The sequence below is a fragment of the Ruegeria sp. ANG-R genome (assembly GCF_000813985.1).
Classification (GTDB): Bacteria; Pseudomonadota; Alphaproteobacteria; order Rhodobacterales; family Rhodobacteraceae; genus Ruegeria.
Window position 1 is genome coordinate 235,468 of the sequence record NZ_JWLJ01000001.1, and the last position, 24,880, is coordinate 260,347.

The following is a 24,880-nucleotide window of genomic DNA, read 5'->3' on the forward strand; positions in this document are numbered from 1 at the left end:
CTCAGCATTAAAAGTTGATATTTTAAAAAATATCAGATATTTTTTACTACGTGTGATGAAATTGAGATTCGCAGACACGTGGAGCTGCCGTTCATGGTGAAACCCGAAGAGACTGGCGCAAGCCCCTCTCTCTATTCCTTGGCGCATCTGACGCTGATTGGCTGTACGCCGCCCGAGCTGGTCTATATCGCCGCGCGGGCCGGTTACGATGCCGTCAGTCCCCGGTTCATTCCGATGCATGTGCCCGGTGAATTCACCCAATCCCCGATCGACAGGACCCAGGTACAGGCGACCAAAACGGCTCTGTCTACTACCGGTTTGAAGGTCCTTGATGTCGAACTTGCGCGCATCACCGAAGATGTCGATCCGCGCAGCTTTGAGCCCTCGTTGGAGATCGGCGGAGAACTGGGCGCCAAACGCATGATCATGAGCGCGTGGACCAACACCCACGATGATCGTGACTTCCTGATCGACGTCTATTCTGAGACCTGCGAACTGGCAGCACCCTATGGACTGACGGTGGACCTTGAGTTCCCAAGCTTTTCCCGCCTTCGTACTCTGGATGAGGCGCTGGATATTGTCCGCGCCTCTGATCAGCCGAATGGCGGTATTCTGGTCGATACGCTTTATCTGCACCTCAGCCGAGTGGATCTCGGGGAGCTTTTGCACGTCCCTTCGGACCTGTTTCACTTCCTGCATATCTCTGATTGCCTGCCCGGCATAGCTGATACGCGCGAGGGCATGATCCAACTGGCCCGCGATGCGCGGCTCTATCCCGGCGAAGGCTGGATTGACTTCACAGGCATCATCGAACGGATGCCGCCCGTCGATTATTCTATTGAACTGCCCAACCAAAGCCGCGTTGCCGAGTTGGGATATGAAGAACACGCGCGTCGCTGTCTCAGCCACGCCAAGCGAACATTCGGCGAGGCGCGGTCACAGCGCCGTATGCCCGATGCAGCAATTCCAAAACACCAAGAGGATTATCATGGGCAAAGAGCTCACTGAAAACGATCGCAACATGGCGGCCGATATGCTGGCACGCGCCCGCGCTGCCATGGCCGAGATCGAGGATTGGGATCAGGGCAGGCTGGATCGCCTGTCTCAAGCCATCGCGTGGTATGCGGGGAACGAGAAAACCTTCACCCGCCTGGCCCAGCAAGGCGTGGACGAAAGCGGTATCGGAGATCGTGCGGGACGCCCGGCAAAGCGGTTCAAGATTCACATGGTGCTGCGTGATGTATTGCGCACACCATCGATCGGTATCGTCGAGGTGGATGAGGAAAAAGGACTGGTGAAATATGCCAAGCCTGCTGGCGTCATCGCATCCCTGATCCCGATGACCAATCCTGCGATGACACCACCGGTGACCGGCGTGTCCGCCGCGAACGCCAGGAATGCCGTCATCTTTAGCCCGCACCCGCGAACCGCCCATACCACCTTTGAGATGGTCGAGGTCATGCGCGCAGCATGCCGCGCCGCCGGTGCCCCCGAAGACCTGTTCCAGTCTATCCGCAAACCATCGATCCCGTTGACACAGCACCTCATGGAAATTTGTGACCTGACGCTGGCGACGGGCGGCAAGCCCATGGTTAAAGCGGCCTATAGTTCAGGGCGTCCGGCCTATGGCGTCGGCGCGGGCAATTCGTCCATTGTCATCGATGAGACCGCCGATCTGGACATCGCCGCGCAGAACACTCGCATCTCTAAGACCTCCGACTTTGGCTCGGGTTGTTCGGCCGACGGTAACATCATTATCCAGCGTTCGATTTACGACGATATGGTCAACGCACTTCAAGCCGAGGGCGGCTACCTGTGTTCGGATGAAGAGAAGGCCATGCTCGAAGCGGCCATGTGGGATGAAAAGGGCAATCGCACGTTCCCGACCATCGCGTGCCCGCCGCAGCAAACGGCCAAGGTCGCCGGTTTTAGCATCCCCGAGGATCGCAAGTTTCTGATGGTTGAAAATCAGGGGCAAATCGGGCCGCAGCACAAGTTCTCCAAGGAAAAACTGACCACATTGATGGCGCTTTACCACTTCGACACGTTCGATGACGCGCTAGAAACGGTCAGCCAGATCTACAACACCGGGGGCAAGGGCCATTCCTGCGGTATCTACAGCCACAATGACGATCACATCGACCGGTTGGCGCGTCTGGCTCCGGTCAGCCGCATGATGGTTCGACAGCCTCAGTCTAAGGCCAATGCGGGTGCTTGGACCAATGGCATGCCCATGACCAGCAGCCTGGGCTGTGGCATCTGGGGCGGCAACATCACCAACGAAAACGTCACCATGAAACACATGATGAACTACACTTGGGTTAGCCGTCCGATCCCCGAGGATCGCCCCTCGGAACCGGACCTGTTCGGTGAGTTCTACGGACAGGAGGTCGCGTGATGGACGGAGCGAAACTGGAAGGCAAAACCGTCGCCGAACATATCGTCGACTTTCTCGAGCGTCGCGAGGTCAAGCATGTATTTGGCCTGTGCGGGCACACGAACATCGCGGTTCTGGCTGCGCTGGCGGAAAGTCCCATCGATTTCGTCACCGTACGGCATGAGCAGATCGCCAGCCACGCGGCGGATGCATATGCCCGCGTGACGGGCAAGGCCTCGGTGGTCTTGTCTCACCTCTCCCCAGGTTTGACAAACTGCGCCACCGGGGTCGCCAACGCGGCGCTGGACTGTATCCCCATGGTCGTGATCGCAGGTGACATTCCCACGCATTACTATGGCAAGCATCCGCATCAGGAGGTGAACCTGCACGCGGACGCCGCCCAGTGGGAGATCTATCGCCCCTTTGTTAAACGTGCGTGGCGCGTTGATCGTGCCGATCTGATGGCCGAAATCTTGGAAAAGGCATTTCATCTTGCCGAAAGCGGCCAGCCAGGCCCCGTGTTAGTCAACGTGCCGATGGATATATTCTCAGAGGTGATCCCGTCAGACAGTTTCGACCGTATTCGCGGCAACACCGGCGCGCTCAGGAAGCCGTCGATGGATGACGAGACCGCGCGTGAGATTATCGAAGCTTTGGCACAAGCCGAAAACCCGGTCGCTTATGTCGGCGGCGGTATCCTTCTGGCACAAGCCAGCGAAGAACTGCGCGCGTTCGTTGAACATATGGGCTTGCCCGTTGCGCATTCACTGATGGGCAAAGGTGCCCTGCGGGATGACCACCCGCTTGTGCTAGGAATGACCGGGTTTTGGGGCACCGAGTTGGTCAACCAGTCCTGCCTGAATGCGGACTACATCTTTGCGGTGGGAACCCGGTTTAAAGAGGCCGATTGTTCCAGCTGGTATCCCGGCTATACGTTCAACATCCCTGGCTCGAGGGTCATTCATATCGACATCGAACCGCAGGAGATCGGTCGGAATTATCCCACCGAGATCGGGGTCGTTGCAGACGCCAAGGCCGCTTTACGAGTCCTCAACCGGGTCGCCCGCGAGATGTATCCGGACGGCTTCAAGCGCCCCGTGCTGGAGCAGAAGATCGCTGACTTCCGGACGGACTTCAAAGCGCGCAACGTGGACATGGCAACCTCATCAGCCTTTCCGATGATGCCCGAGCGCATTCTGGCAGATACCCGCAAGGCACTGCCTGAAGATGCCATCATCACTACGGACGTTGGGTGGAACAAGAACGGTGTCGGACAGCAATTCGATATCCTGACCCCCGGTTCAATACTGACCCCGGGCGGGTTCGCTACGATGGGTTTTGGTCCGCCAGGAGCGATCGGTGCGAAACTGGCAGCGCCAGATCGCGTGGTGATCAGTCTGGTTGGCGATGGTGGTTTCGGTCAGAACCCATCAATGCTGGCAACGGCCGTCGAACTCGATCTGGGCATCATCTGGCTGGTTATGAACAACAACGCCTTCGGCACCATCGCAGGTCTTCAAAAAGCGCACTACGGTCTGACTTACGGAACTACGTTCCCCGGATCAGCCGCCGCTCCCGCAAACGGACCGGGTTACGCTGACATTGCGCGAGCTTATGGCGCGGAAGGGCACAGGCTCAGCGCTGCTGACGAGTTGTTGCCCGCATTGGAAGCGGCAATCGCGAGCGGTAAGCCAACCGTGCTTGATGTGCCAATGATCAACAATCCGACACCAACGACCGGACATTGGAACATCCTGGACATATATTCGCCGGACAGAGACGTTTCTCACGTCGCTACCTGACGATCCTGGACGCGGTACGCCGCGCCCAGTTTCTTGCGTCAATGCTCATTCGCGTTCGAGCCAATATCAACAGGCTCGCCGTGCACAATCATCGTTGTTGTATGTCTGAACGTCTCCGTTGGTCAGTTACTTTCACCGAAGCACGTGAGATGAAGTTAAATTGCAGTAATCTTGACCGGGGTACGCCAATCTCCGCAGGCTTGGGCTTGGTGTCGGTCTCAACAATGGCGGGAAGTTGATACGTGGATCAGAGACAACTGAGCGCGTCAAAGCTGCCCTCGATGCACCAATCGCACCCCGCGATATGACTGAACGGGAATATGACGCTTGGTTCGACGTGTTCACTTGCAAATTGGCAACCCCGACGGTTGAAATCGAAGGCTTTTTCGCTGAGCTGCGCGGCAAGGGCATTGAACCAGATCTGATTTTCACAAGCCCACGATGCGCAAGGTGGTGGCGCTCGGTAAGCGTGACACTAACGACGTCGCCGAAGAAGAGGCCGTGCTGGAAATGTACAAGGAAGCGCTGGGCATGTAGCGCCCGCTGCTTAAGGTTTCAGGAACCGAATATCTGGCATGGTTTGGAGCCGTGCCAGATCTTGCTCATAGAGCTCGGTGAAGGCCGCAACGATATCCTCGTTCCAGCCGGGCAGCTTCACCTCTTCTTCGATCGCGTCCGTCAGCGCATGTTGCTGAAATATCTGCGCCAGGCTGTCCCTGAATGCAGGATTGTGGGCGGCGTCCCGTTGTTCGATCAGGCTCTGTATCTCCCGCTTGCCTACCTCCGACACCAGCGAGGTTAAGAGGGCGAATTCCTGTTCAAGCGGCGTGTCCTCCGGCAGTCCGGCTAGCGCGCGCGCGATCTGTCCGCAGATCAATGGGGAATCCTCGTTGCTCCATAAGGTGATCTTGACGTCTGGTGCGAGGTCGCGGATGTCTTCGATCACGGTGAGCCAGCTCAGGCAACTCAGGTCAGTCGTGTCAATGATACGCTCACGCTCTCGCGCCGACAGCAACATCAGCACGTTGGGGATGAAACTGCCGGGATTGCGCAGCCCTACGAACAGTTCCACCGTCGAATCGCTGAACAGATGATCCAGATAAGCCATCCTTTGCCCGGCGTTGGGATAAAACTGCCCGTCCATGATGATCGAAGATCGTTCTCCAAGATACAGCGCACTGGACAGGATTGCCCGATCGACCTGCTGATCTTTGGGAAGCAGCTTGCGAAACTGCGCTAGAGTATCTTGTTGCGATGGCCGATTGTCCGAAGGCTTCAGCGCGGGCCGGAAGATCTTTCTGAATGGGCGCAGGCCCCAGAAGGCCGTATGATTCTCGCCTACAATCTGCGCATTTGCTTGCAGCAGATGCAGCAGCTGAGCGTCGTCGGTAAAATGCGCTCCGGCTTGGATGACCATCTGCATACGGGAATTGTCCTTACCTCGGGCGGGGGTGCCGCTTGGGTTACAACCTGTCCCGGGCACAGTCAAACTCGGATAAGGCCTGATCTTTTTGTTATCCTAAGGCAAATCAGTACAAAGTTAAGATGAGGCGAAGATTTGCGACGCCCGTCAGAGCCAATTTGCCCGACGTCAGATCAGAAACTGCTTGTCGTAGTCGTTCGTTCTCTTTCCGAAGCTGCTTCGGTTTTTTCAAATGATCGACGTCAATTCCGGGTTTGTCGCTGGGATCGAACCAATGGTGCCTTCAATGGCTTATTTCTTTCACCAGCGGCAACAGGTTGTTCCATAATGCCAAGCTGCCTGATCGCACCGAGAAGCAACAGGCTCTGCCCCATCAGAACCCCAACCTGCCGCGACTTCGAGACAACCTCTTTGGGCTTTGGTCGCTTGTTTGCCATTCTTGGCATTCTGTTTTCTAAACATCGCGGCGGATCAGTCCAGTTGGGGAGGTTCATTAGATTCACCCAAAGTTACTGCCCTAGAACAAAACTGTTCGAGGCCTTTGCCTTTCGCCTACCCGCAAAACGAAACACACCTAAGACGAAGGCTATGATCAGCGCGTTGGGTCGGATGGGTCGTCCGCGTTCCCATCTGTCACGCCGTCAGAAGGCTTCAGCGACAGCGGCGGGTCTTGTGGCTTTTCCGAAATCGGGGCCGGGGCGGCAGGCGGCGTTGCCAGTACGTCTTGCGGGCCGGGGACCGCGCGTGCGGTGGGGGAGGTGTCGGCCTCGGGCGTTTCGGTCTCCGGTATAGCCTCGTCTCCTGCTGCGCGGCGGAAGACCAGCACGTTGCGCCAGTTCGTGGTCGATCCGGTCAGCCCCGCGCGCTCTTCGCTCGGCAGCAGTTCGGCGCGCTGATACTCCCACCCCTCCTGGCCCATCTGATTCAGCAGTTGCTCGATCGAGGCCGCAAACCGGCCTTCGGGTGTTTTCACGCCCTTCGCCTTGGTGCCTTTTTGCGGAGCGGGGACAACTTTGTATTCGTAACGCTGCATCGACTGGTCCTGATTGCCGTGTCGGGGCAAATTAACATTTTGACAGGCGGGCGAAAGCCAAGATCACGCCCAGGTTAAATTTGTGGGCGAATTTTGGCCCGCACTGTGGCTTTAGCTCCGCGCCGCTTTGCCAACCAGCGACAGACAAGTTTCGGTCGCGACTGCCATATCCTGCACCGAAATCCACTCCAGCGGGCCGTGTATGCACTGCATTCCGGTGAAGATATTGGGCGTGGGCGTGCCAAATTCGGTGAGGCGCGAGCCGTCGGTGCCACCCCGGATCGGGACGGATATGGGCTCGATCCCCTGTTCGCGGCAGGCCTCGCGCGCCAGATCGACGGGCGTCATGTCCTTTTCCAGCCAATAGCGCATGTTGCGGTACTGGTGCGAAATCTCGCAGGTGATGGTCGCGCGCGGTTCGGTCGCCTGTACGGCGGCGCAGACCTGACGGACAATATCGCGCTGGGCTTCCAGCGCATCCATCTCGAAATCACGCAGGATCAGCTTGATCTCCATCTCGGACGAGCCGCCATTCATATCGGTGACATGGATGAACCCCTCGCGCCCGTCGGTGACCTCGGGCGTCATCGTCGCCTGGGGCAGCGTCTGCACGATTTTCGCCGCCAGATGTGCTGCGTTCACCATCTTGTCCTTCGCCAACCCGGGGTGGATCGACACGCCGGTGATCTTGATCACCGCACGGTCCGCCGAGAAGCTTTCGTATTCGATCTCACCCAGTTCCTGTCCGTCCAGCGTATAGGCAAAATCTGCGCCCAGATCCTTGGGCAGCTGTTCGGTAACGCCGCGCCCGATTTCTTCATCTGGGGTAAAGGCGATGCGAATCGGGCCGTGGGGCACGTCCTTGTTTTCCAGCAGGTGCCGCGCCATCGTCATCAGGATCGAAACACCCGCCTTGTCATCGGCCCCCAGCAGGGTGGTGCCCGACGCGGTGATCAGATCATGCCCGATCTTTTCGGCGAGATAGGGATGCTCTTCGGGCGAAAGCACCAGATCGGGATCATCGGGAAAGGTGATCTCGCCGCCATTATATCCTTTGATCACCCGCGGCTTGACCCCGGTCGCATTGAACTGAGGCGCGGTGTCCACATGCGCCAGAAATCCGATGGTCGGCCCGTCGGCCGTACCGGGGATGGTTGCCACCACGACGCTGTCGCCGGTCATCTGCACATCCTGCGCGCCGATCTCGGTCAGTTCTTTCTGCAGCAAATTCAGCATGTCGAACTGGATGTTGGTGCTGGGGGTCGAGGGCGAGGTCTCATCGCTTTGGCTGTCGATGGCCGCATAGCGCACCAGCCGGGTTTCCAGTTCCTGATCAAACCGATTTTTCATGTCTGCTTCCTCTCCGCGTTGCGGGAAGAAGAATGCCCATTCGGTCGGGGAGTCAAGCCGATGGCTTGCCCGTTTTGAGCGCTCTGAAATTAAGTTTTCGTTATGTACAAGTCGAACAAACCCCTGTCCGGGGTTTGTACAACTCGGAAGATTTACGAACCCAGCTTCTTGCTGACCAATTCGTTAACGGCTTTCGGATTGGCCTTGCCGCCGGTCGCCTTCATCACCTGACCGACGAACCAGCCAGCCAGTTTCGGGTTCACCTTGGCCTTCTCGACCTGCGCCGGATTGGCAGCGATGATCTCGTCCAAAGCGGCCTCGATGGCGCCGGTATCGGTCACCTGTTTCATGCCGCGCTCTTCGACGATCTGTGCCGGATCTCCACCTTCGGTATAGACGATTTCAAACAGGTCCTTGGCGATCTTGCCCGAGATCGCATCTGACGCAATCAGGTCGATGATCCCACCCAACTGTGCCGGAGAAACGGGCGAGTCGGTGATGTCTGCATCGTCTTTTTTCAGGCGGCCAAACAGTTCGTTGATCACCCAGTTTGCGGCCAGTTTACCGCTGCGACCCTTGGCGACGTCTTCAAAATACGCAGCCGATTCCACCTCGGCTGTCAGCACCGAAGCATCATAGTCGGTCAGTCCGAACTCGCTGATAAAACGCGCCTTTTTGTCGTCTGGCAGCTCGGGCAGCTTGGCGGCGATGTCATCGACCCACGCTTGTTCGATCTCCAGCGGCAGCAGATCGGGATCGGGGAAATAGCGGTAATCATGCGCCTCTTCCTTGGACCGCATCGAGCGTGTCTCACCCTTGTCCGGATCGTACAGGCGGGTTTCCTGATCGACTTTGCCACCACCTTCGACGATGGCGATCTGACGACGTGCTTCGACCTCGATCGCTTGCTGAATGAAGCGCATCGAGTTCATGTTCTTGATTTCGCAGCGCGTGCCCAGATGCGAAAAGTCCTGTGTTTCCTGATACTTCTCATAAGCACCCGGCAAACAGATCGAGACGTTCACGTCCGCCCGCAGGTTGCCGTTCTGCATGTTGCCATCGCAGGTGCCCAAGTAACGCATGATCTGGCGCAGCTTGGCGATATAGGCGGCAGCCTCTTCGGGGCCACGAATGTCGGGGCGGCTGACGATTTCCATCAGGCAGACACCGGTCCGGTTCAGGTCGACAAAGGACATATGCGGGTCCATGTCGTGGATCGATTTGCCCGCGTCCTGTTCCATATGGATGCGTTCGATCCGCACCATACGCGCGGTGCCGTCACCCATCTCGACCAACACTTCACCTTCGCCCACAATAGGCTGATAAAGCTGGGAAATTTGGTAGCCCTGCGGCAGATCAGGGTAGAAATAATTCTTGCGGTCAAAGGCCGATTTCAGGTTGATATCCGCTTTCAGACCCAGCCCGGTGCGCACGGCCTGTTCAACGCAATACTCGTTGATCACCGGCAGCATCCCCGGCATCGCGGCGTCCACAAACGCCACGTTCGAATTCGGCTCGGCCCCGAATTGGGTCGACGCGCCCGAGAACAGCTTGGCATTGGATGAGACCTGAGCGTGCACCTCCATCCCGATCACCAGCTCCCAATCGTGCTTGGCCCCGGCAATGGTTTTGGGTTTGGGCATTTCATATGTCAGGTCGAGCATGGCGCGCCTCATTTCCGCAGAAGTCTAAGCCTGCGTATTAGGCGCGCCGCGCCAAAGGAGCAAGGGGCAATGGCGGTTTAGTTCCCCGAGAATTGCAGGCCCGTCGGGGTGAATGTCACGCGCTGGCCACTGCGAAGCTCATCCCGCAGTTGGTTGGCAATCGCGCGCAGCGCATCGCGGCGGCCCCGGGCGGCGAACCGCTCGGCCGAGTTGACGCGAAGGCTGTTGTTGAACCCGTTTGCGGCATGGGCCCAGATCAGTGGGTGCAGCTCGGTCAGGTGGTCTCGGATCAGCCAGTTTGCAGCCGCGCAAATCTGCTTGCGCGCGGTATCGGCACCCGGGTGCTGGCCCATCGGGTTCTGCAGCGTGACAGAGCAATAGGCGGCCAACAGATTGATCGTCTGCTGATCGGGACGACGCGCAACAATGTCGCGCAGACCTTCCAGAAAATACTCGACATCCACGCGTGCGCAGGCTTCGTCGTCCAGGGCAATTGCGTCGAACTGTACCCAGGTGTATCCGCCCGCACCCCAGATTGTCTGCGTACGTGCGGCATTGCGCAGGGCCTGGACCTCAAGTTCCTCATAGCTGCCGAACCAGCGCGGTAACAGGTGGCTGCCCATCGCGCGCATGTGGCGGTGGTTCTGGGGGTCCAGGGTGATCAAAGCCTCGTACTTATCCGCAACACGGGTTCGGGGGCTGACGTGACCGGCCAGCAGAGCGCAATCCGCAGCGGCGATCGCGGGGCTGTTCGGCATCTCCGACCGGCTGACCGAGAGTAGAGCGGCGGCGCGGTCGAAATGCGCGGCGCAGCGGGACTGGTGCAGCGGTGGCAGCGCGTCGGGATGCGCCGTTCCGCGCCAGGCCCAGGCCAGATCGATATGGGCCAGAGCCACCACCAGGGCGATCATCGGGTCGTCGGGATGGTTTTGAATTTCACCTTCCAGTTCGGAAACGCCACCCAGCAGATCATAATCCGACAATGCCCTGCCGTTCGACAGTGCATGTTCCGCAGCCAACACCACATCCGAACGGGCACCAAAGGCCAACAGGTCCGTGATCGGTTGCCCGCAGGGTGTGGTTTTGCGCTCGGTATCTGCGGCACGCATCTCTTGCGAAAGTTCGGCCCACATGTCTTGCCGCACCAAGTGACGCCCGTGTTCAATCACCTGATGCCCAATCGCATCGTTCGCATCCGTTTCGGCGGTGGGGATGTTCAGTTGTCCCGACGCGACAAGCCATGCCGTGGCATCGGCGACTGACGCAGGCAGAGGCGTTGGGGTGGGATCAGAAGAACCGAAAATACGGGCGGCAAAAGCCTTGTAAGACCGAAACATGGCGAAACTCGAACTGGAACAAACGTGTAACCTGTTCAGTTTGCCAAAAACTGCCCTCAAATCAAGTGCACATCACGTAGAGGTCGTGATTCTGGTGCCAATGCGTCCATTAAGCCATGAATCGTTTCAGAAAACTCTAAAATGATGACGCTCAACAGCGAATCCTGCTTGGTGCAGGACCGCCTCCAACTGCCGATGCGGGGGCAGTGATTCATCCGGCAAACGCAGGCGTTTACCGGATTTCAGCGTTGCCGTGACGCGGACCGAGAAATCCCATCGCGTATCGAAACGGAAACGGTCGACCTCGGACAATTTGACGTTTCCCCGACGTTGGCCCGTGTGCCAATGCAGGGTGCCATCGGTCAGTTCCATGCCTGCGCTGGTATCTTTGACGACATCCCACAGCGCGGGGAGGGTGGTCAGCGCCAGCGCGGCGATCAGCCACCAGACCGCATCCAGCAGGATCATCAACCCGATCAGAACTGCATACACGCAGATCAGAATAAGAACCGTACGCGGGTTTCGGTTCTGCCGGATGAAGCGGTACGGGGTCATGCGCCGAGGATACGCGAGACCATTTCGGTCGTGTCCCGTGACAGATCCGGTGTCTCCGCGATGCGGCTCAGTTGCGCACGCATCAGGGCCTGACGATCCGCATCATAGCGTTTCCAGGTCTGGAAGGCGCTGCACATCCGGGCGGTGGTCTGCGGGTTCACCGGATCAAGCCGGATCAGCCAGTCGGCCAACAGCGCATAACCCGCGCCGTCCGCTTGATGAAAGCCTGCATGATTTCCTGCCAGAGATCCCATCAGCGCACGGAAGCGGTTGGGGTTTTTCCAATTGAAATCAGCGTGCTCGGTCAACCTGCGCGCGGTCGCAACCGATTCTTCCGGTCCAGTCATCAGGACCTGCAGTGCGAACCATTTGTCCATGACCAGCCGGTCATGCTGCCATTGACCATAGAAAGCAGCCAGTTCACCTTCGCCTTTGCCCGCGCGTAGCAGGCAGGACAGCGCCGCCAATTGCAGAGTCATGTTGTCAGCATCCGCATATTGCTCGGCGGCCTTGGCGCCTCCATCCAGTCGCGATGTCAGCGCAAGCGCCGCGCCGCCCAAGGCGCGTTTGCCTGATTGCTCGGCGTCCGGCTTGTAAGGCGCGTCCACCAGCGTTTCGCTGTGAAGTCGGGGCAGCAGGTCCTGAACGTGTTGGGCGGTGGCTTGCCGCAAGGTTTCGACGGCGCGCCAGATCGCCATCGGGTCGGGGGTGATGTCCTTGTCATGCAGCGCTGTGGCCAGTTCCGATTGCGTCGGCAGGCCCAGCATCAGTGCACGATAGGCCGGGTCCAACGCCTCATCACGCAGCACCGCCAGCAAACCGTCAAGATAGTCGGCATTCGGCGTTGCCTCCTCCGTGATCATGCGCAGCAGGGTGTCCTCGGCCAGCGACCGCCCCGCCTGCCAGCGGTTGAACGGGTCGGTGTCGTGGGCCAGCAGGAACGCGCGTTCGGCATTCGTGTGATCGTGCTCAAGGATCACCGGGGCCGAGAAATCGCGCAGGATCGAAGGCACGGGTTTTGCGGCGAGACCCGTGAAGGTAAAACTCTGCTCGGCTTCGGTCAGTTCCAGTACCTCAGTCGAACGCACCTCATCGCCATTCGGACCAAGCAGGCCGACGGCAACTGGAATGACCTGAGGCTGCTTGTCTTCCTGGCCCGGCGTCGGCTCGGTCCGTTGGCTGAGTGTCAGCGTGTAGGTCCCATCGGCCCAGTCCTCGGCGACTGACACGCGTGGGGTGCCAGATTGACTGTACCAGCGTTTGAATTGGCTCAGATCGCGCCCGGTGGTGTCCTCGAACACTTTCAACCAATCTTCGATTGTGCAGGCCTGTCCGTCATGGCGGTCGAAATAGAGGTCCAGCGCCCTGGCATAGGCGTCATCTCCGACCAGCCGTTTCAGCATCCCGATGACCTCGGCGCCTTTCTCATAGACTGTCGCAGTGTAGAAGTTGTTGATTTCCTGAAAGCTTTCGGGCCGAACCGGATGCGAGAGCGGCCCGTTATCTTCGTGGAATTGGCGTGCGCGCAGGTCGATGGCGTCGTGGATACGTTTCACCGGGGCCGAGCGCATGTCCGAGGTGAACTGCGCGTCGCGAAACACCGTCAGCCCCTCTTTCAGGCACAGTTGGAACCAGTCCCGGCAGGTGATGCGGTTGCCGGTCCAGTTGTGGAAATACTCATGCGCGATGATCGCCTCGATCCGTTCGAAGTTCATATCGGTCGAGGTCTCCGGGCTGGCCAGAACGGCCGAGGAGTTGAAGATATTCAGCCCCTTGTTTTCCATCGCGCCCATGTTGAAATCGTCCACGGCGACGATGTTGAACACATCCAGATCGTATTCACGGCCATAGACGTCCTCATCCCATTTCATCGACTTTTTCAGCGCCTCCATCCCGAAGGCGCATTTGCCTTCGTCACCGGGACGGACCCAGAGGTTCAACTCGACATCGCGGCCCGACTTGGTGGTGAACTGGCCGGGATGGGCGGTCAGCTCTCCGGCGACCAGCGCGAACAGGTAAGCAGGTTTGGGCCATGGGTCGATCCATTCTGCCCAGCCTTCACCCTTGCCCGAGGGGTTGCCGTTGGACAGCAGCACCGGCAGGTCTCCGTTGATGCGCACCGTAAAGGTGGACATTACATCCGGGCGGTCGGGATAGTAGGTAATCTTGCGAAAGCCTTCAGCCTCGCACTGGGTGCAATACATGCCGTTCGACATGTAGAGGCCTTCCAGCGCGGTGTTGTTGCCCGGATCGATTTCGACTTCGGCCTCCCAAATGAAGGGCCCATCAGGGGCTTTCGCGGTAAGACCCTCGGGGGTCACTTCGGGCGTGACCTCAGTGCCGTCGATTGCGGCGCGGATCAGTTTCAGGTCTTCACCATGCAGGAAGAAGGTGCGGTCGGAGGTTTCGGGGTTCGGGCGAAACGCAATGCGAGAGGTCACGCGCGTGGCGTGCGGAGCCAGATCGAATGTCAGATGCACGCTGTCTGCCAGATAGCCGAACGGCGTGTAGTCTTTCAGGTAGATCGTGGTGGGGGCGGCATCGCGCATCGGGGGCCTCATCGACTGGGAATCTGGCGCGACGTTATGGCCTTCACCGCGTGGCTGCAACCGGCGCGCCATTGTCTTCGCCTGTTTGAAACAGTTTCGCGCAAGGCCGAACGCGCTGAACGTACGGGCACAAGTTGCCTATCGGAAACGAAGGCCGTAATTGATGAAGGCATACAATGGCACACAATCGTAGGGGATTCGGACCATGAGCAGCAGAGAGACCCGCAACGGGCTGCAGATCGACCCGGTTCTGGTGGACTTCATTGAACAGCAGGCGCTGCCCGGTACGGAGGTTTCCGCAGATCAGTTCTGGTCGGGTCTGGCGCGTCTGGCGAATGAACTGGGCCCCAAGAATCGCGCGCTGCTGGCAAAACGCGCCGATATCCAAAGCCGGATCGATGGCTGGCACGCGGCGCGGCGGGGTTTGCCCATCGACGCGGGCGAATATCGATCCTTCCTGCGCGAGATTGGCTATCTGGTGGAGGAGGGTGACGATTTCGAGATCGAGACCACCAATGTCGACCCTGAAATCGCCCTGACCCCGGGCCCGCAGCTGGTTGTTCCGATCACCAATGCACGCTTTGCGTTGAATGCGGCGAACGCGCGTTGGGGCAGCCTTTACGATGCGCTTTATGGCACCGATGCAATGGGTGGTCTGCCCGCTGGCAAAGGCTATAACGCAGAACGTGGCGCAAGAGTGATTGCGTGGGCCAAACACCATCTTGGCTTCTTCTGCACGCCAGCGATTGACGATTGGTCAAGTGTTGTAGGTTTTTCCGTCGAGGAGGGGGACCTGGTCGTCACAATGGACGATGATGAAAGAGCGTACATATATGGATCGCAAATGCATGGGGTGGGGCGCTTTGTAGGCTATAAAGGCGATCCGGATTCGCCGTCTTCAATCTTGTTAGAGAAGAATGGCCTCCACGCTGAAATAGTGATCGACCCGTCCAGTATCATTGGTGCGTCTGACCCTGCGGGCATCGCGGATATTCGATTGGAATCCGCCCTGTCGACGATCATGGACTGCGAAGACTCAGTGGCTTGTGTCGATGCCGAGGACAAGGTTGTGGCCTACGGAAACTGGCTGGGCTTGATGAAAGGTGACTTGACCGAAGAGGTCACCAAGGGCGGCAACACCTTCACCCGAAAATTGGCGGGTGATGTGAGCTACACCACTGCCAGCGGCGATCAAGCCGTGCTGAAAGGCCGGTCGCTGATGTTGGTGCGCAACGTGGGCCACCTGATGACCAACCCCGCCGTATTGGATGCCGAGGGCCGCGAGATTGGTGAGGGGTTGATGGACGCGCTCTGCACCACTCTGATCGCCATGCATGACCTGAACCGCGAGGGCGGGAACTCGGTCAAAGGGTCGGTCTATGTGGTCAAGCCCAAGATGCACGGGCCCGAAGAGGTTGCGTTCTCGGTCGAGATTTTCGACATGGTTGAAGACATTCTGGGCCTGCCGCGTAACACCGTGAAGCTGGGCATCATGGATGAGGAACGCCGCACCTCGGCCAACCTCAAGGAGTGCATCCGCGCGGCGAAGTCGCGCGTGGCCTTCATCAACACCGGGTTCCTGGATCGGACGGGGGATGAGATTCATACCTCGATGGAGGCCGGTCCGATGCTGCCCAAGGGCGATATCAAGGACACGCCTTGGATCGCGTCTTACGAGGATCGTAACGTCGATATCGGCTTGGCCTGTGGCCTGAAGGGCAAGGCGCAGATCGGTAAGGGCATGTGGGCCATGCCCGATCGGATGGCGGACATGCTGGCGGCCAAGATCGGCCACCCGCAATCCGGTGCGACCTGCGCCTGGGTGCCGTCACCCACCGCCGCAACCCTGCACGCGACGCATTATCACAAGGTCGATGTGCTGGCGCGTCAGAACGAACTGGCCGCTGGCGGGGCTCGTGGCACGCTGGATGACCTGCTGACTGTCCCTTTGCTGGGTGGACGTAACCTCAGCGCGGACGAGATCGCCCGCGAGATCGAGAACAACGCGCAGGGCATTCTGGGTTATGTGGTGCGCTGGGTCGATCAGGGGGTTGGTTGCTCGAAGGTGCCCGATATCAACGATATCGGTCTGATGGAGGACCGCGCGACCTGTCGGATTTCATCTCAGGCGCTTGCCAACTGGTTGCATCATGATCTGATCAGTCAGGAACAGGTGATGGCGGCATTAAAGAAGATGGCCGCTGTGGTGGATCGTCAGAACAAGGGTGATGCGGACTATAAGCCGATGGCTCCGGGTTTTGACGGAATTGCCTTTCAGGCAGCTTGCGATCTGGTCTTCCGGGGGCGTGTGCAGCCTTCGGGTTATACCGAACCGGTGCTGCACGCCCGCAGGCTGGAACTGAAGGCGAGCTTGCGCTAACGACAGCGGCAGGAACGAGGGGGCTGTCTGCCCCCTCGCGCTCCCCGAGGATATTTGGGGCCAGATGAAAGGGATCGGGCATGGTTATTTCTTTGCGCAAAGCGCGTACTATTATTCGTAAGGCTTTGGAAAAAGGACGCGAGATGGAGCTGAAGCCCCTCTCGGTCGTGGTGTTGGATGCCGGTGGCCATGTGATTGCGTTCGAGCGTGAAGATGGCGCTGCGCCGGGACGGTTCGCCATTGCGCATGGCAAAGCCTACGGGTCGGTGATGTTGGGCATGGCGGGCACCGCTCAGATGCAGCGGGCTGAGGGGCAGGCTTATTTCATGGCTGCGGTAAACGGGGTTTACGGCGGTCAGGTCATTCCCGTTCCGGGCGGTGTACTGTTGCGTGACCGCAAGGGTGCGGTGATCGGAGCGGTCGGTGTGACCGGCGATACGTCCGACAATGATGCGCAGGCCGCGCTGGCGGGGATCGAGGCCGCAGGGCTGGTGGGTGAGATCTGAACCTGACGTTGGGATTCGCTGGGGCTGTGCACCGCTGAACAAGCGCTTGCGCTGCCATGCAGGGTCTGTGCCGTTGCGCGCGGCCATGGCTGCCGATAGGTTTTGCGGGATACGAGCGAAACAAGGGACATGGAATGGCGCGCCCCGTCGTCGGAATAATCGGCAACTCCTACCTGATGAATGACCAATACCCGACCCATGCGGGCGGGACGATGAATTCTGACGCGGTGTCGAACGTGTCGGATTGTTTGCCGCTGCTGATCCCCGCCGATCCGCGCTATGTTTCGGTCGACGAGCTGCTCGAAGTTTGTGACGGTTTTCTGCTGACCGGGGGCCGTCCTAACGTGCATCCCGAGGAGTATGGCGAACCGGCAACGGCGGCGCATGGTGAGTTCGATCGCGCGCGGGATGCGATCACTTTGCCTCTGGTCCGGGCTTGCGCCGAGCGGGGGCAGCCGTTCTTTGGGATTTGCCGGGGCTTTCAGGAAGTAAACGTCGCTTTGGGCGGAACCCTCTATCCTGAAATTCGCGACCTGCCAGGGCGTCAGAATCACCGGATGCCGCCCGATGGTACCTTGGAAGAGAAATTCGCCTTGCGCCATGTCGTGACGCTGACCGAAGGCGGTGTGTTTCACCGCATGTTGGGAGCCCGCGAGGTGATGACTAACACTTTGCACGGGCAGGGGATCAAATCGCTGGGTGAGAATGTGGTGATTGACGGCCACGCCCCCGATGGCACGCCCGAAGCGATTTACGTCAAGGATGCGCCTGGCTTTACCCTGTCTGTTCAGTGGCATCCTGAGTGGGATGCGGCGAATGATCCGGTGTCGCGCCCATTGTTCGAGGCGTTCGGGCGTGCTGTGTATGCCTGGGCCGAAGGCAGCAGGGCGGCGCATTTGCAACGCACCGCCTGAAAGTGGATTGATCCAGCGCCTCGCCGGACCAAATTGTTCTTAGACCAACAGGTCGAATTGCGTGTTCAGCGGTAAGCTGCGCGCGCGTTTCCCGGTCAGATCGAACAGTGCGTTCCCCAAAGCGGGCATTGAGGGCGGTGTGCCGGGTTCCCCCACGCCACCCAGATACTTTTGGGTCTCGAGTATCCGCACCTCGGTCACCGGAGCGTTTTGCATACGCAGAGCATCATAATCCGGGAAGTTATACTGTTCGACCTCACCATCGGCGAAGGTGATCTCTTCCTGTGTCGCTGCAGACAGGCCATAGATCATGCCGCTGATCATCTGCGCCTCAACAATGGCCGGGTCGAGTGCAAGACCGACATCGCAGGCGATCCAGGCCTTGCTGATGCGGATGGTGCCGTCTTCGTCTACCACCTCGATCACTTGCGCGACCGGAGTGCCAAAGCTGTAGGCCATCGCCACGCCGCGTCCGACGCCATCGGGGGTTTTGCCGGTCCATCCGGACATCTCCTTGACGGCTTCGAGACAACCCGCTGCCGGGGCGTAGACAGGCTTGGTCAGCTCTATCCGGAAGTCCAGCGGGTCACGTCCAGCAGCATGTGCCATCTCATCCATGAAGGTCTCGTGGAAAAAGCCATTATGGCTGTTGCCAACCGAACGCCAGAAGCCGACGGGTACGGCCAAATCGGAGATATAGCCACTCATCCGGTAGTTCGGCACCGCATAGGGCTGGTTGAAGAAACCTTCGACCAGAACCTTGTCGGGGCCACCGCCGGAAAAGCCGGTATAGCGCTTGACCGCCTGCTGGGTCGGAGACTGCGAGGCGACCTTGCCGTCGATCAGAACGGCCTTGCCATCCATCACCGCACCCCGCATCCGGGCCATCGCACCGGGGCGGTAGTAGTCGTGGCGCATATCCTCTTCGCGGCTCCAGGTGGTCTGAACCGGGGTGCCCGGCATGGCCATGGCAACCTTGGTGGCGATCTCGCCGAAGTCCAGTTCGCCCCGGCGGCCAAAGCCGCCGCCCAGATAGGTGGTGTGGATGTCGACCGCCTCGGTCTCAAGACCAGCGGTGTTTGCCACCCGCATCTGGATCAGCGTCGGGGCCTGATTGCCGCACCACAGATCCAGCTTGTTGCCGGTATAAAGCGCGGTTGCGTTCATCGGCTCCATCGTGGCGTGGGCCAAATAGGGCACCGTGTAATCCGCCGTGATCTCGGTGGCACCTTCGGGCAGGACGTCCACATCACCATCATCGCGCATGGTCGAGTTCGGGGCGTCGTCAAACGCCTTGGAGATATGTTCGAACAGCGCATCGGTGTCGGATGGGTAGGGGGCATCGCCCCAATCCACATCAATGGCCTCAACCGCCTGAATGGCGAGCCATGTGTTGTTGGCAATCACCGCAACGCCCGTGCCCAGATCGACGATCTTTTCGACGCCGGGCATGGTTTCAGCCGCGCTGGCGTCGAAGCCGTTCATGGCGCCGCCCAGCTTGGGATTCATACGGACCGAAGCAAATTTCAGCCCTTCTGGCCGTACGTCGATGCCGAAGGTAGCGGTGCCTGTGGATTTGGCCGGAACATCGACACGAGGAATGGATTTGCCCAGCAGGCGCCACTCGGAAGGATCGCGCAGGGCGACCTCGGGTGGCTCGATCTTGCCTGCAGCTTCGGCCAGTTCGGTATAGGGAATGCGGGTGCCGTCCGGAGCGATCACAGCTCCGTTTTCGGTCGTCAGCGCTGTACGATCCACGCCCAGCCGATCCGCAGCGGCCTGCTTTAACGTCTCGCGCGCAGTGGCCCCGGCCATGCGCATCCGCTCGAACCCGTCTTTCATAGAGGTTGAGCCGCCGGTCACCTGCAGGCTGAGAGGCTTGGCCAGAACGCCCAGAGCTTCGCCCAGATTGTGCTGGAAATTCGATATGTCATAGCCTTTGTTCGGCAGGCTTTCACCTATGAGGGCCGAATTGTAATAGGCTGCTGCGGCCGGACCGTGCAGTACACGGATATCGTTCAGGTCGACATCCAGTTCCTCGGCGATCAATGCGGCCCAGGTTGTTTTCACACCCTGACCCATTTCAGCGCGCGGTGCGAAGAGCGTCACGCCCTGCTGGTCGATCAGGACAAACGGGCTGAGAGCCGTTTCGCCTTTGGTTGGTTTCAACGGGTTCGCGGCCGGGCGGGTGACGTAATACGCGCCGAAGGCCACGCCACCGACAATGGCGGCTGATCCGATCAGGAAAGTGCGGCGAACGATTTTACCGATGCGTCCCATGGCTCAGGCCTCCTTCAGCTTGGATGCGGCGTCGTGGATGGCGGCGCGGATGCGGGGATAGGTGCCACAGCGGCACAGATTGCCCTGCATCGCGTCGTCGATGTCTTCGTCAGTGGGAGAGGGGTTTTCAGCCAGCAGGGCCGCCGCCTGCATGATCTGGCCTGACTGGCAATACCCGCATTGCGCAACCTGATGGTCGACCCAGGCTTTCTGGATTGTGGCCATCGCGTCTGGCGTGCCCAGACCTTCGATCGTGGTCACGTCGCCCCAGACATCCGAAAGCGCCACCTGACAAGACCGTACCGCCTCGCCATCGATGTGTACGGTGCACGCGCCACAGGCGGCCACGCCGCAACCGAACTTTGTGCCGGTCAGGCCAACTTCGTCTCGCAGAACCCACAACAGGGGCACGTCATCAGGCAGATCAACCTGATGGGTCTTTCCGTTGATCTTCAGGGCCGTCGCCATGGCGCACCTCTCTTAGCTGTGGCAGGTTTCTGACATAATTAATGAATAATGTCAGCTTGTCAATTGACAAAATAGACGAGAAATGTCAGAAGTTTTTCATGACGAGTACAAGTGAAGAATCCAAGACAGCAGCCATTCTGAATTCAGCTTTTCGGGCTTTTGCGGCCTATGGGTTTCGCAAGACCTCGATGGATGACATCGCCAAAGGTGCAGGGATGTCGCGGCCCGCAGTATATCTGCATTACAAAAACAAAGAGGCCATCGTCCGCGAACTGACGCAGTTCTATTATGACGAGAAAGTCATTCTGGTAGCTGATGCGCTGACTGGTGAGGGCGCTTTGCCGGAAATTCTCGCGCAGGCTGTGCAAGCGCAATCAAAAGGGATGGCCGAGATTTTGGCATCACCTCATGGGCTTGAAATGCTGGACGCAACAAAGTCCATGTCGACGGATATCGTCCAGGAAGGTGAGGCCAAACTGACCCGTCTTTATGCCGATTGGTTGCGGCGTGAAGATTCTGCTGGTCGTGCGCATTTGCCTGTCGGCCCGGATGAGGCCGCAAAGACAATCACGACATCGCTGAAGGGCATCAAAATGACGGCCTCCAGCGCTGAAGAGTTTGAGCAAGGTATCTCCCAGTTGGCCACGCTTTTGGGCGCGGCACTGGAGATCAGGTAACGCGCTGACGGATTTTGTATTCCGGCTTGTCCCACAATTTGTTGGTGATGATATCGGCCAGAATTTCGGCGGCCTGTTCTACGTCCCCTTCGTCGACATATAGCGGAGTAAAGCCAAAACGCATGATGTCGGGGGCGCGAAAATCACCGATCACCCCGCGCGCGATCAGTGCCTGCATGGCAGCGTAGCCTTCGTCGAAATGGAATGAGACCTGGCTGCCGCGCAGTGCGGCGTTGCGGGGGCTGGCGAGGGTCAGCCCGGGGCAGGTGGCCTCGACGCGAGCGATAAACAGCTCGGTCAGTTCGATGGATTTGGCGCGCACATCGGTCATGTCAGCCATATCCCAGATATCCATCGCCGCCGACAACGCCGCCATCTGGATGACCGGAGGGGTGCCAACCCGCATCCGCTCGATCCCCGTGCCGGGGCGATAGTCCAGATCGAAGGCAAACGGAGCTTCATGCCCCAACCAGCCCGAAAGCGCCGGGCGCACGCGGTCCGACAGACGGGGGGCGACATATATGAACGCAGGCGCGCCAGGACCACCGTTGAGGTATTTGTAGGTGCAGCCAACGGCAAAGTCGGCGTTACAACCGGACAGGTCGACAGGGATCGCCCCTGCGGAATGCGCCAGATCCCAGACTGTCACGACACCCTTGGCATGGGCCTGTTCCGTCAAAGCTCTCATGTCATGCATTCGGCCCGACCGGTAGTCGACTTCGGTCAACATCAGAACAGCGACCTCTTCGGTGACATGCGCGGCGACGTCCTGGGGATCAACCACACGCAGTTCATAGTCCGGTCCAAGCGACCGCAGCAGCCCGTCAGCCATGTAGAGGTCCGATGGGAAGTTGCCGTTATCCGACAGAACCACCCTGCGGGTCGGGTTCAATTCCAGCGCCGACGCAACCGCCTGATATACCTTGATTGACAGCGTGTCGCCCACCACAACGCTGCCCGCTTCGGCGCCGATCAGCCGTCCGATCCGATCGCCCAGACCGGTCGGCATACCCATCCATCCGGCCTTGTTCCATCCGGTGATCAGCATCTGTCCCCACTCGTCCTGCATCATGTCTTTAACGTGGTTCGCAGCAGATTTCGGCAACGGACCCAGAGAGTTGCCATCCAGATACAATACGCCTTCAGGCAGGTGAAACATGGACTTGGTGGTGGCAAAATCGGTCATGGTTTCTCTTTAACAGTGTTATCGGTTTGATGGTCGGACTTGGCCTATCTGATCCGGAACAACCTGTCCATTCCCGCAGATCTGCACCTTTTGCGGATCTGCGAGTCTCAGCGTTCCCCGATGCGACATCCTGAACTTTTGCCTTCGAGGTCGGAAAGCGATAACACATCGTTCAGAAACGACATGCGTGGGTGCGTGTCGCCGATTAGGGGACGGCCATGCATCGGATCGACCTTCCACCTGTCTGGCTTGTGGGTTTCGCCGCATTGGCCTGGATTCAGGCGCGCGTGCTGCCATTTGGGTTGTCGCTGGAAGGCGCGGTGTCCGATCTGCTCAGCGGCATATTGATCGGTGGTGGCGTCATCCTAGCGATCATGGCGGTTGTCGAATTCCGTCGTCACCGTACGACCGTGATCCCACATCAAACACCCTCGGCCATGGTACAGTCGGGCATCTATAAACGCAGCCGGAATCCGATTTACCTGGGCGATGTGCTGATCCTGGCCGGACTGATCCTGCGCTTTGACGCGGTGCTGTCCCTGGTGCTGATCCCGATTTTCGTCTGGGTCCTGGAACGCCGCTTTATCATACCCGAAGAAGACCGCCTGCGCCGCACTTTCCGCGCCGATTTCGCCCGGTATGAACGCAAAACCCGGCGCTGGATCTGAGGGTGTGGTCATCATGACACAGCGCCTCAATTGCTGCGCTTGCGAAACAATCTTGCGCAGGATACATGTCTGCTTGTCATTCTATGCTGAACACCCACCTGGACTGAATCGAAAATTAGGGGGAACCGACTGGTGAAAATTGGGACGCCGAAGGAAACGTACAAGGGCGAGAACCGGGTCGCGATGACCCCGGACTCGGCTTTGCAGTTGCAGAAACTGGGCTATGAGTGCCTGATCGAAAAGGGCGCGGGCGCGGCAGCGGGGTTCTCGGACGCCGCGTATGAAGCCGCAGGCGTTGAGGTCATGAAGACCGCTGCCTCGCTTTGGAAGGCGGCGGATATCATTGCCAAGGTGCGTCAACCGGATGCCACCGAGCTGAAGCGGCTGACCAAGGACAAAACACTGATTTCCTTCTTCAATCCTGCGGGGAATGAAGAGGGCATGGGGGCGGCTAAATCCAAGGGCGCGACCGTGATCGCGATGGAGATGGTCCCGCGTATTTCACGGGCGCAGAAGATGGACGCGCTGTCTTCGATGGCCAATATCGCGGGCTACCGCGCTGTGATCGAGGCGGGTAACAACTTTGGCCGTTTCTTCACCGGTCAGGTGACGGCGGCCGGTAAGGTGCCGCCTGCCAAGGTGCTGATCGTTGGTGCCGGTGTCGCCGGACTGGCCGCGATCGGGACGTCGACTTCGCTGGGCGCGATCACTTATGCCTTCGACGTACGCCCCGAGGTGGCCGAGCAGGTCGAATCCATGGGGGCCGAGTTCGTCTATCTGGATTTCAAGGAAGAACAGCAGGATGGTGCGGCGACCGGCGGCTATGCCAGCGTTCAGTCCGAGGAATTCCGCGAGGCGCAGCTTGCCAAGTTCCGTGAACTGGCGCCCGAGATGGACATCGTCATCACCACGGCCCTGATCCCCAACCGGGAAGCGCCTGAGCTTTGGACCAAAGATATGGTCGAAAGCATGAAGCCGGGTTCGGTGATCGTTGACCTTGCTGCGGAGAAGGGCGGCAATTGCAAACTGACCGTACCGGATGAGAAGATCGTGACCGACAATGGCGTGACCATCATCGGCTATACTGACTTCCCCAGCCGGATGGCAGCGCAGTCTTCGTCGCTTTACGCCACCAATATCCGTCACATGATGACCGACCTGACGCCCGAGAAGGACGGCAAGGTCATTCACGACATGGAAGATGACGTGATCCGTGGCGCAACCGTAACCCACGAGGGTGAGATCACCTTCCCGCCACCACCGCCCAAGGTACAGGCGATTGCAGCGCAAAAGAAACCGGAAGTCAAAGAACTGACCCCGGAAGAGAAAAAGGCGCAGGAAATCGCGGCGTTCAAGGCACAGACCAAGCAGCAATTCACCTTGCTGGGTGTCGGCGGTGCATTGATGTTGTTGGTGGGGCTGATCGCTCCGGCCAGCTTCATGCAGCACTTCATCGTTTTCGTGCTGGCGATCTTTGTGGGCTTCCAGGTGATCTGGAACGTCTCGCACAGCTTGCACACGCCGCTGATGGCGATCACCAACGCGATCTCGTCGATCATTATCGTTGGGGCCCTGATGCAGATCGGGTCGGGGTCGTTCCTCGTCATACTGTTGGCGGCTTTGTCCGTCTTCATGGCCGGGATCAACATCTTCGGCGGCTTCCTCGTAACCCGGCGCATGCTAGCCATGTTCCAGAAATCTTAAGGAGGCC

Annotated in this window: 19 protein-coding genes and 1 pseudogene; 10 read left to right on the forward strand and 10 right to left on the reverse strand. The window is 59.0% G+C overall.

Annotated elements, in window-relative coordinates; genetic code table 11:
* Positions 1–93: 93 nt before the first annotated feature.
* The 4 genes and pseudogenes from RA27_RS01085 to RA27_RS23455 all read left to right on the forward strand — a co-directional run.
* The gene (locus tag RA27_RS01085) at positions 94–1,008 is read left to right on the forward strand and encodes a sugar phosphate isomerase/epimerase (protein WP_039536769.1); all 915 of its coding nucleotides are present in this window, start codon (positions 94–96) and stop codon (positions 1,006–1,008) included.
* A complete protein-coding gene (locus RA27_RS01090; protein WP_039534147.1) occupies positions 989–2,398 on the forward strand; it encodes an aldehyde dehydrogenase family protein in 1,410 nt (469 codons plus the stop codon). The genes RA27_RS01085 and RA27_RS01090 overlap by 20 nt, the downstream gene beginning before the upstream one ends.
* Entirely contained in the window at positions 2,398–4,179 is a 1,782-nt protein-coding gene (locus tag RA27_RS01095) for a thiamine pyrophosphate-binding protein (RefSeq protein ID WP_039534148.1), read from the forward strand. Before RA27_RS01090 ends, RA27_RS01095 begins: the two co-directional genes overlap by 1 nt.
* 441 nt (positions 4,180–4,620) lie before the next feature.
* Positions 4,621–4,716: pseudogene (locus RA27_RS23455) on the forward strand (GapR family DNA-binding domain-containing protein); the annotation flags it as partial.
* A 10-nt stretch (positions 4,717–4,726) separates the two neighbouring features.
* Here RA27_RS23455 and RA27_RS01100 read toward each other — a convergent pair.
* From RA27_RS01100 to pepN, 7 genes are all read right to left on the reverse strand, one after another.
* Positions 4,727–5,602, reverse strand: a complete 876-nt coding sequence (locus RA27_RS01100) for a hypothetical protein (RefSeq protein WP_039534151.1) — start codon at positions 5,600–5,602, stop codon at positions 4,727–4,729.
* A gap of 592 nt (positions 5,603–6,194) precedes the next feature.
* Positions 6,195–6,635 (reverse strand): DUF4177 domain-containing protein, encoded by a 441-nt coding sequence (locus RA27_RS01105; protein WP_039534153.1) that lies wholly within the window; start codon positions 6,633–6,635, stop codon positions 6,195–6,197.
* A 111-nt stretch (positions 6,636–6,746) separates the two neighbouring features.
* Positions 6,747–7,985, reverse strand: coding sequence for a peptidase T (gene pepT / locus RA27_RS01110; protein ID WP_039534155.1), 1,239 nt, complete (start codon positions 7,983–7,985; stop codon positions 6,747–6,749).
* Between the two features lie 152 nt (positions 7,986–8,137).
* The gene (gatB, locus tag RA27_RS01115; RefSeq protein WP_039534159.1) at positions 8,138–9,649 is read right to left on the reverse strand and encodes an Asp-tRNA(Asn)/Glu-tRNA(Gln) amidotransferase subunit GatB; all 1,512 of its coding nucleotides are present in this window, start codon (positions 9,647–9,649) and stop codon (positions 8,138–8,140) included.
* Between the two features lie 77 nt (positions 9,650–9,726).
* Positions 9,727–10,986 (reverse strand): hypothetical protein, encoded by a 1,260-nt coding sequence (locus tag RA27_RS01120; RefSeq protein ID WP_039534162.1) that lies wholly within the window; start codon positions 10,984–10,986, stop codon positions 9,727–9,729.
* A gap of 126 nt (positions 10,987–11,112) precedes the next feature.
* Entirely contained in the window at positions 11,113–11,541 is a 429-nt protein-coding gene (locus RA27_RS01125; protein ID WP_039534164.1) for a hypothetical protein, read from the reverse strand.
* A complete protein-coding gene (pepN, locus tag RA27_RS01130; RefSeq protein ID WP_039534166.1) occupies positions 11,538–14,090 on the reverse strand; it encodes an aminopeptidase N in 2,553 nt (850 codons plus the stop codon). The genes RA27_RS01125 and pepN overlap by 4 nt, the downstream gene beginning before the upstream one ends.
* Positions 14,091–14,295: 205 nt before the next feature.
* On the opposite strand from pepN, the gene RA27_RS01135 reads away from it, so the two are divergent.
* The 3 genes from RA27_RS01135 (at position 14,296) to RA27_RS01145 (ending at position 17,890) form a co-directional block, all read left to right on the forward strand.
* Positions 14,296–16,470, forward strand: a complete 2,175-nt coding sequence (locus RA27_RS01135; RefSeq protein WP_039534168.1) for a malate synthase G — start codon at positions 14,296–14,298, stop codon at positions 16,468–16,470.
* A gap of 80 nt (positions 16,471–16,550) precedes the next feature.
* Positions 16,551–16,976 carry a heme-binding protein gene (locus RA27_RS01140; RefSeq protein ID WP_039534171.1) on the forward strand — a complete coding sequence of 142 codons (426 nt, stop codon included), beginning with the start codon at positions 16,551–16,553 and terminating at the stop codon, positions 16,974–16,976.
* Positions 16,977–17,110: 134 nt separating this feature from the next.
* Positions 17,111–17,890 (forward strand): gamma-glutamyl-gamma-aminobutyrate hydrolase family protein, encoded by a 780-nt coding sequence (locus RA27_RS01145; protein WP_039536770.1) that lies wholly within the window; start codon positions 17,111–17,113, stop codon positions 17,888–17,890.
* Between the two features lie 39 nt (positions 17,891–17,929).
* Here RA27_RS01145 and RA27_RS01150 read toward each other — a convergent pair whose 3' ends face one another.
* Both RA27_RS01150 and RA27_RS01155 read right to left on the reverse strand, forming a co-directional pair.
* The gene (locus tag RA27_RS01150) at positions 17,930–20,170 is read right to left on the reverse strand and encodes a molybdopterin cofactor-binding domain-containing protein (protein WP_039534173.1); all 2,241 of its coding nucleotides are present in this window, start codon (positions 20,168–20,170) and stop codon (positions 17,930–17,932) included.
* 3 nt (positions 20,171–20,173) lie between these two features.
* Positions 20,174–20,638: a (2Fe-2S)-binding protein gene (locus RA27_RS01155; protein WP_039534175.1), complete on the reverse strand. Its 465-nt coding sequence runs from the start codon at positions 20,636–20,638 to the stop codon at positions 20,174–20,176.
* Positions 20,639–20,736: 98 nt separating this feature from the next.
* Between RA27_RS01155 and RA27_RS01160 the strand changes: the two genes are divergently transcribed.
* Positions 20,737–21,315, forward strand: a complete 579-nt coding sequence (locus tag RA27_RS01160) for a TetR/AcrR family transcriptional regulator (protein WP_039536772.1) — start codon at positions 20,737–20,739, stop codon at positions 21,313–21,315.
* On the opposite strand, the gene kynU is transcribed toward RA27_RS01160, so the two are convergent.
* The gene (gene kynU, locus RA27_RS01165; protein WP_039534178.1) at positions 21,308–22,501 is read right to left on the reverse strand and encodes a kynureninase; all 1,194 of its coding nucleotides are present in this window, start codon (positions 22,499–22,501) and stop codon (positions 21,308–21,310) included. The genes RA27_RS01160 and kynU overlap by 8 nt on opposite strands.
* Positions 22,502–22,719: 218 nt before the next feature.
* Here kynU and RA27_RS01170 point away from each other — a divergent pair, with 218 nt between their 5' ends.
* Positions 22,720–23,169: an isoprenylcysteine carboxylmethyltransferase family protein gene (locus RA27_RS01170; RefSeq protein WP_039534180.1), complete on the forward strand. Its 450-nt coding sequence runs from the start codon at positions 22,720–22,722 to the stop codon at positions 23,167–23,169.
* A gap of 132 nt (positions 23,170–23,301) precedes the next feature.
* Positions 23,302–24,873, forward strand: coding sequence for a Re/Si-specific NAD(P)(+) transhydrogenase subunit alpha (locus tag RA27_RS01175; protein ID WP_039534182.1), 1,572 nt, complete (start codon positions 23,302–23,304; stop codon positions 24,871–24,873).
* The last annotated feature ends 7 nt before the right edge of the window (positions 24,874–24,880 follow it).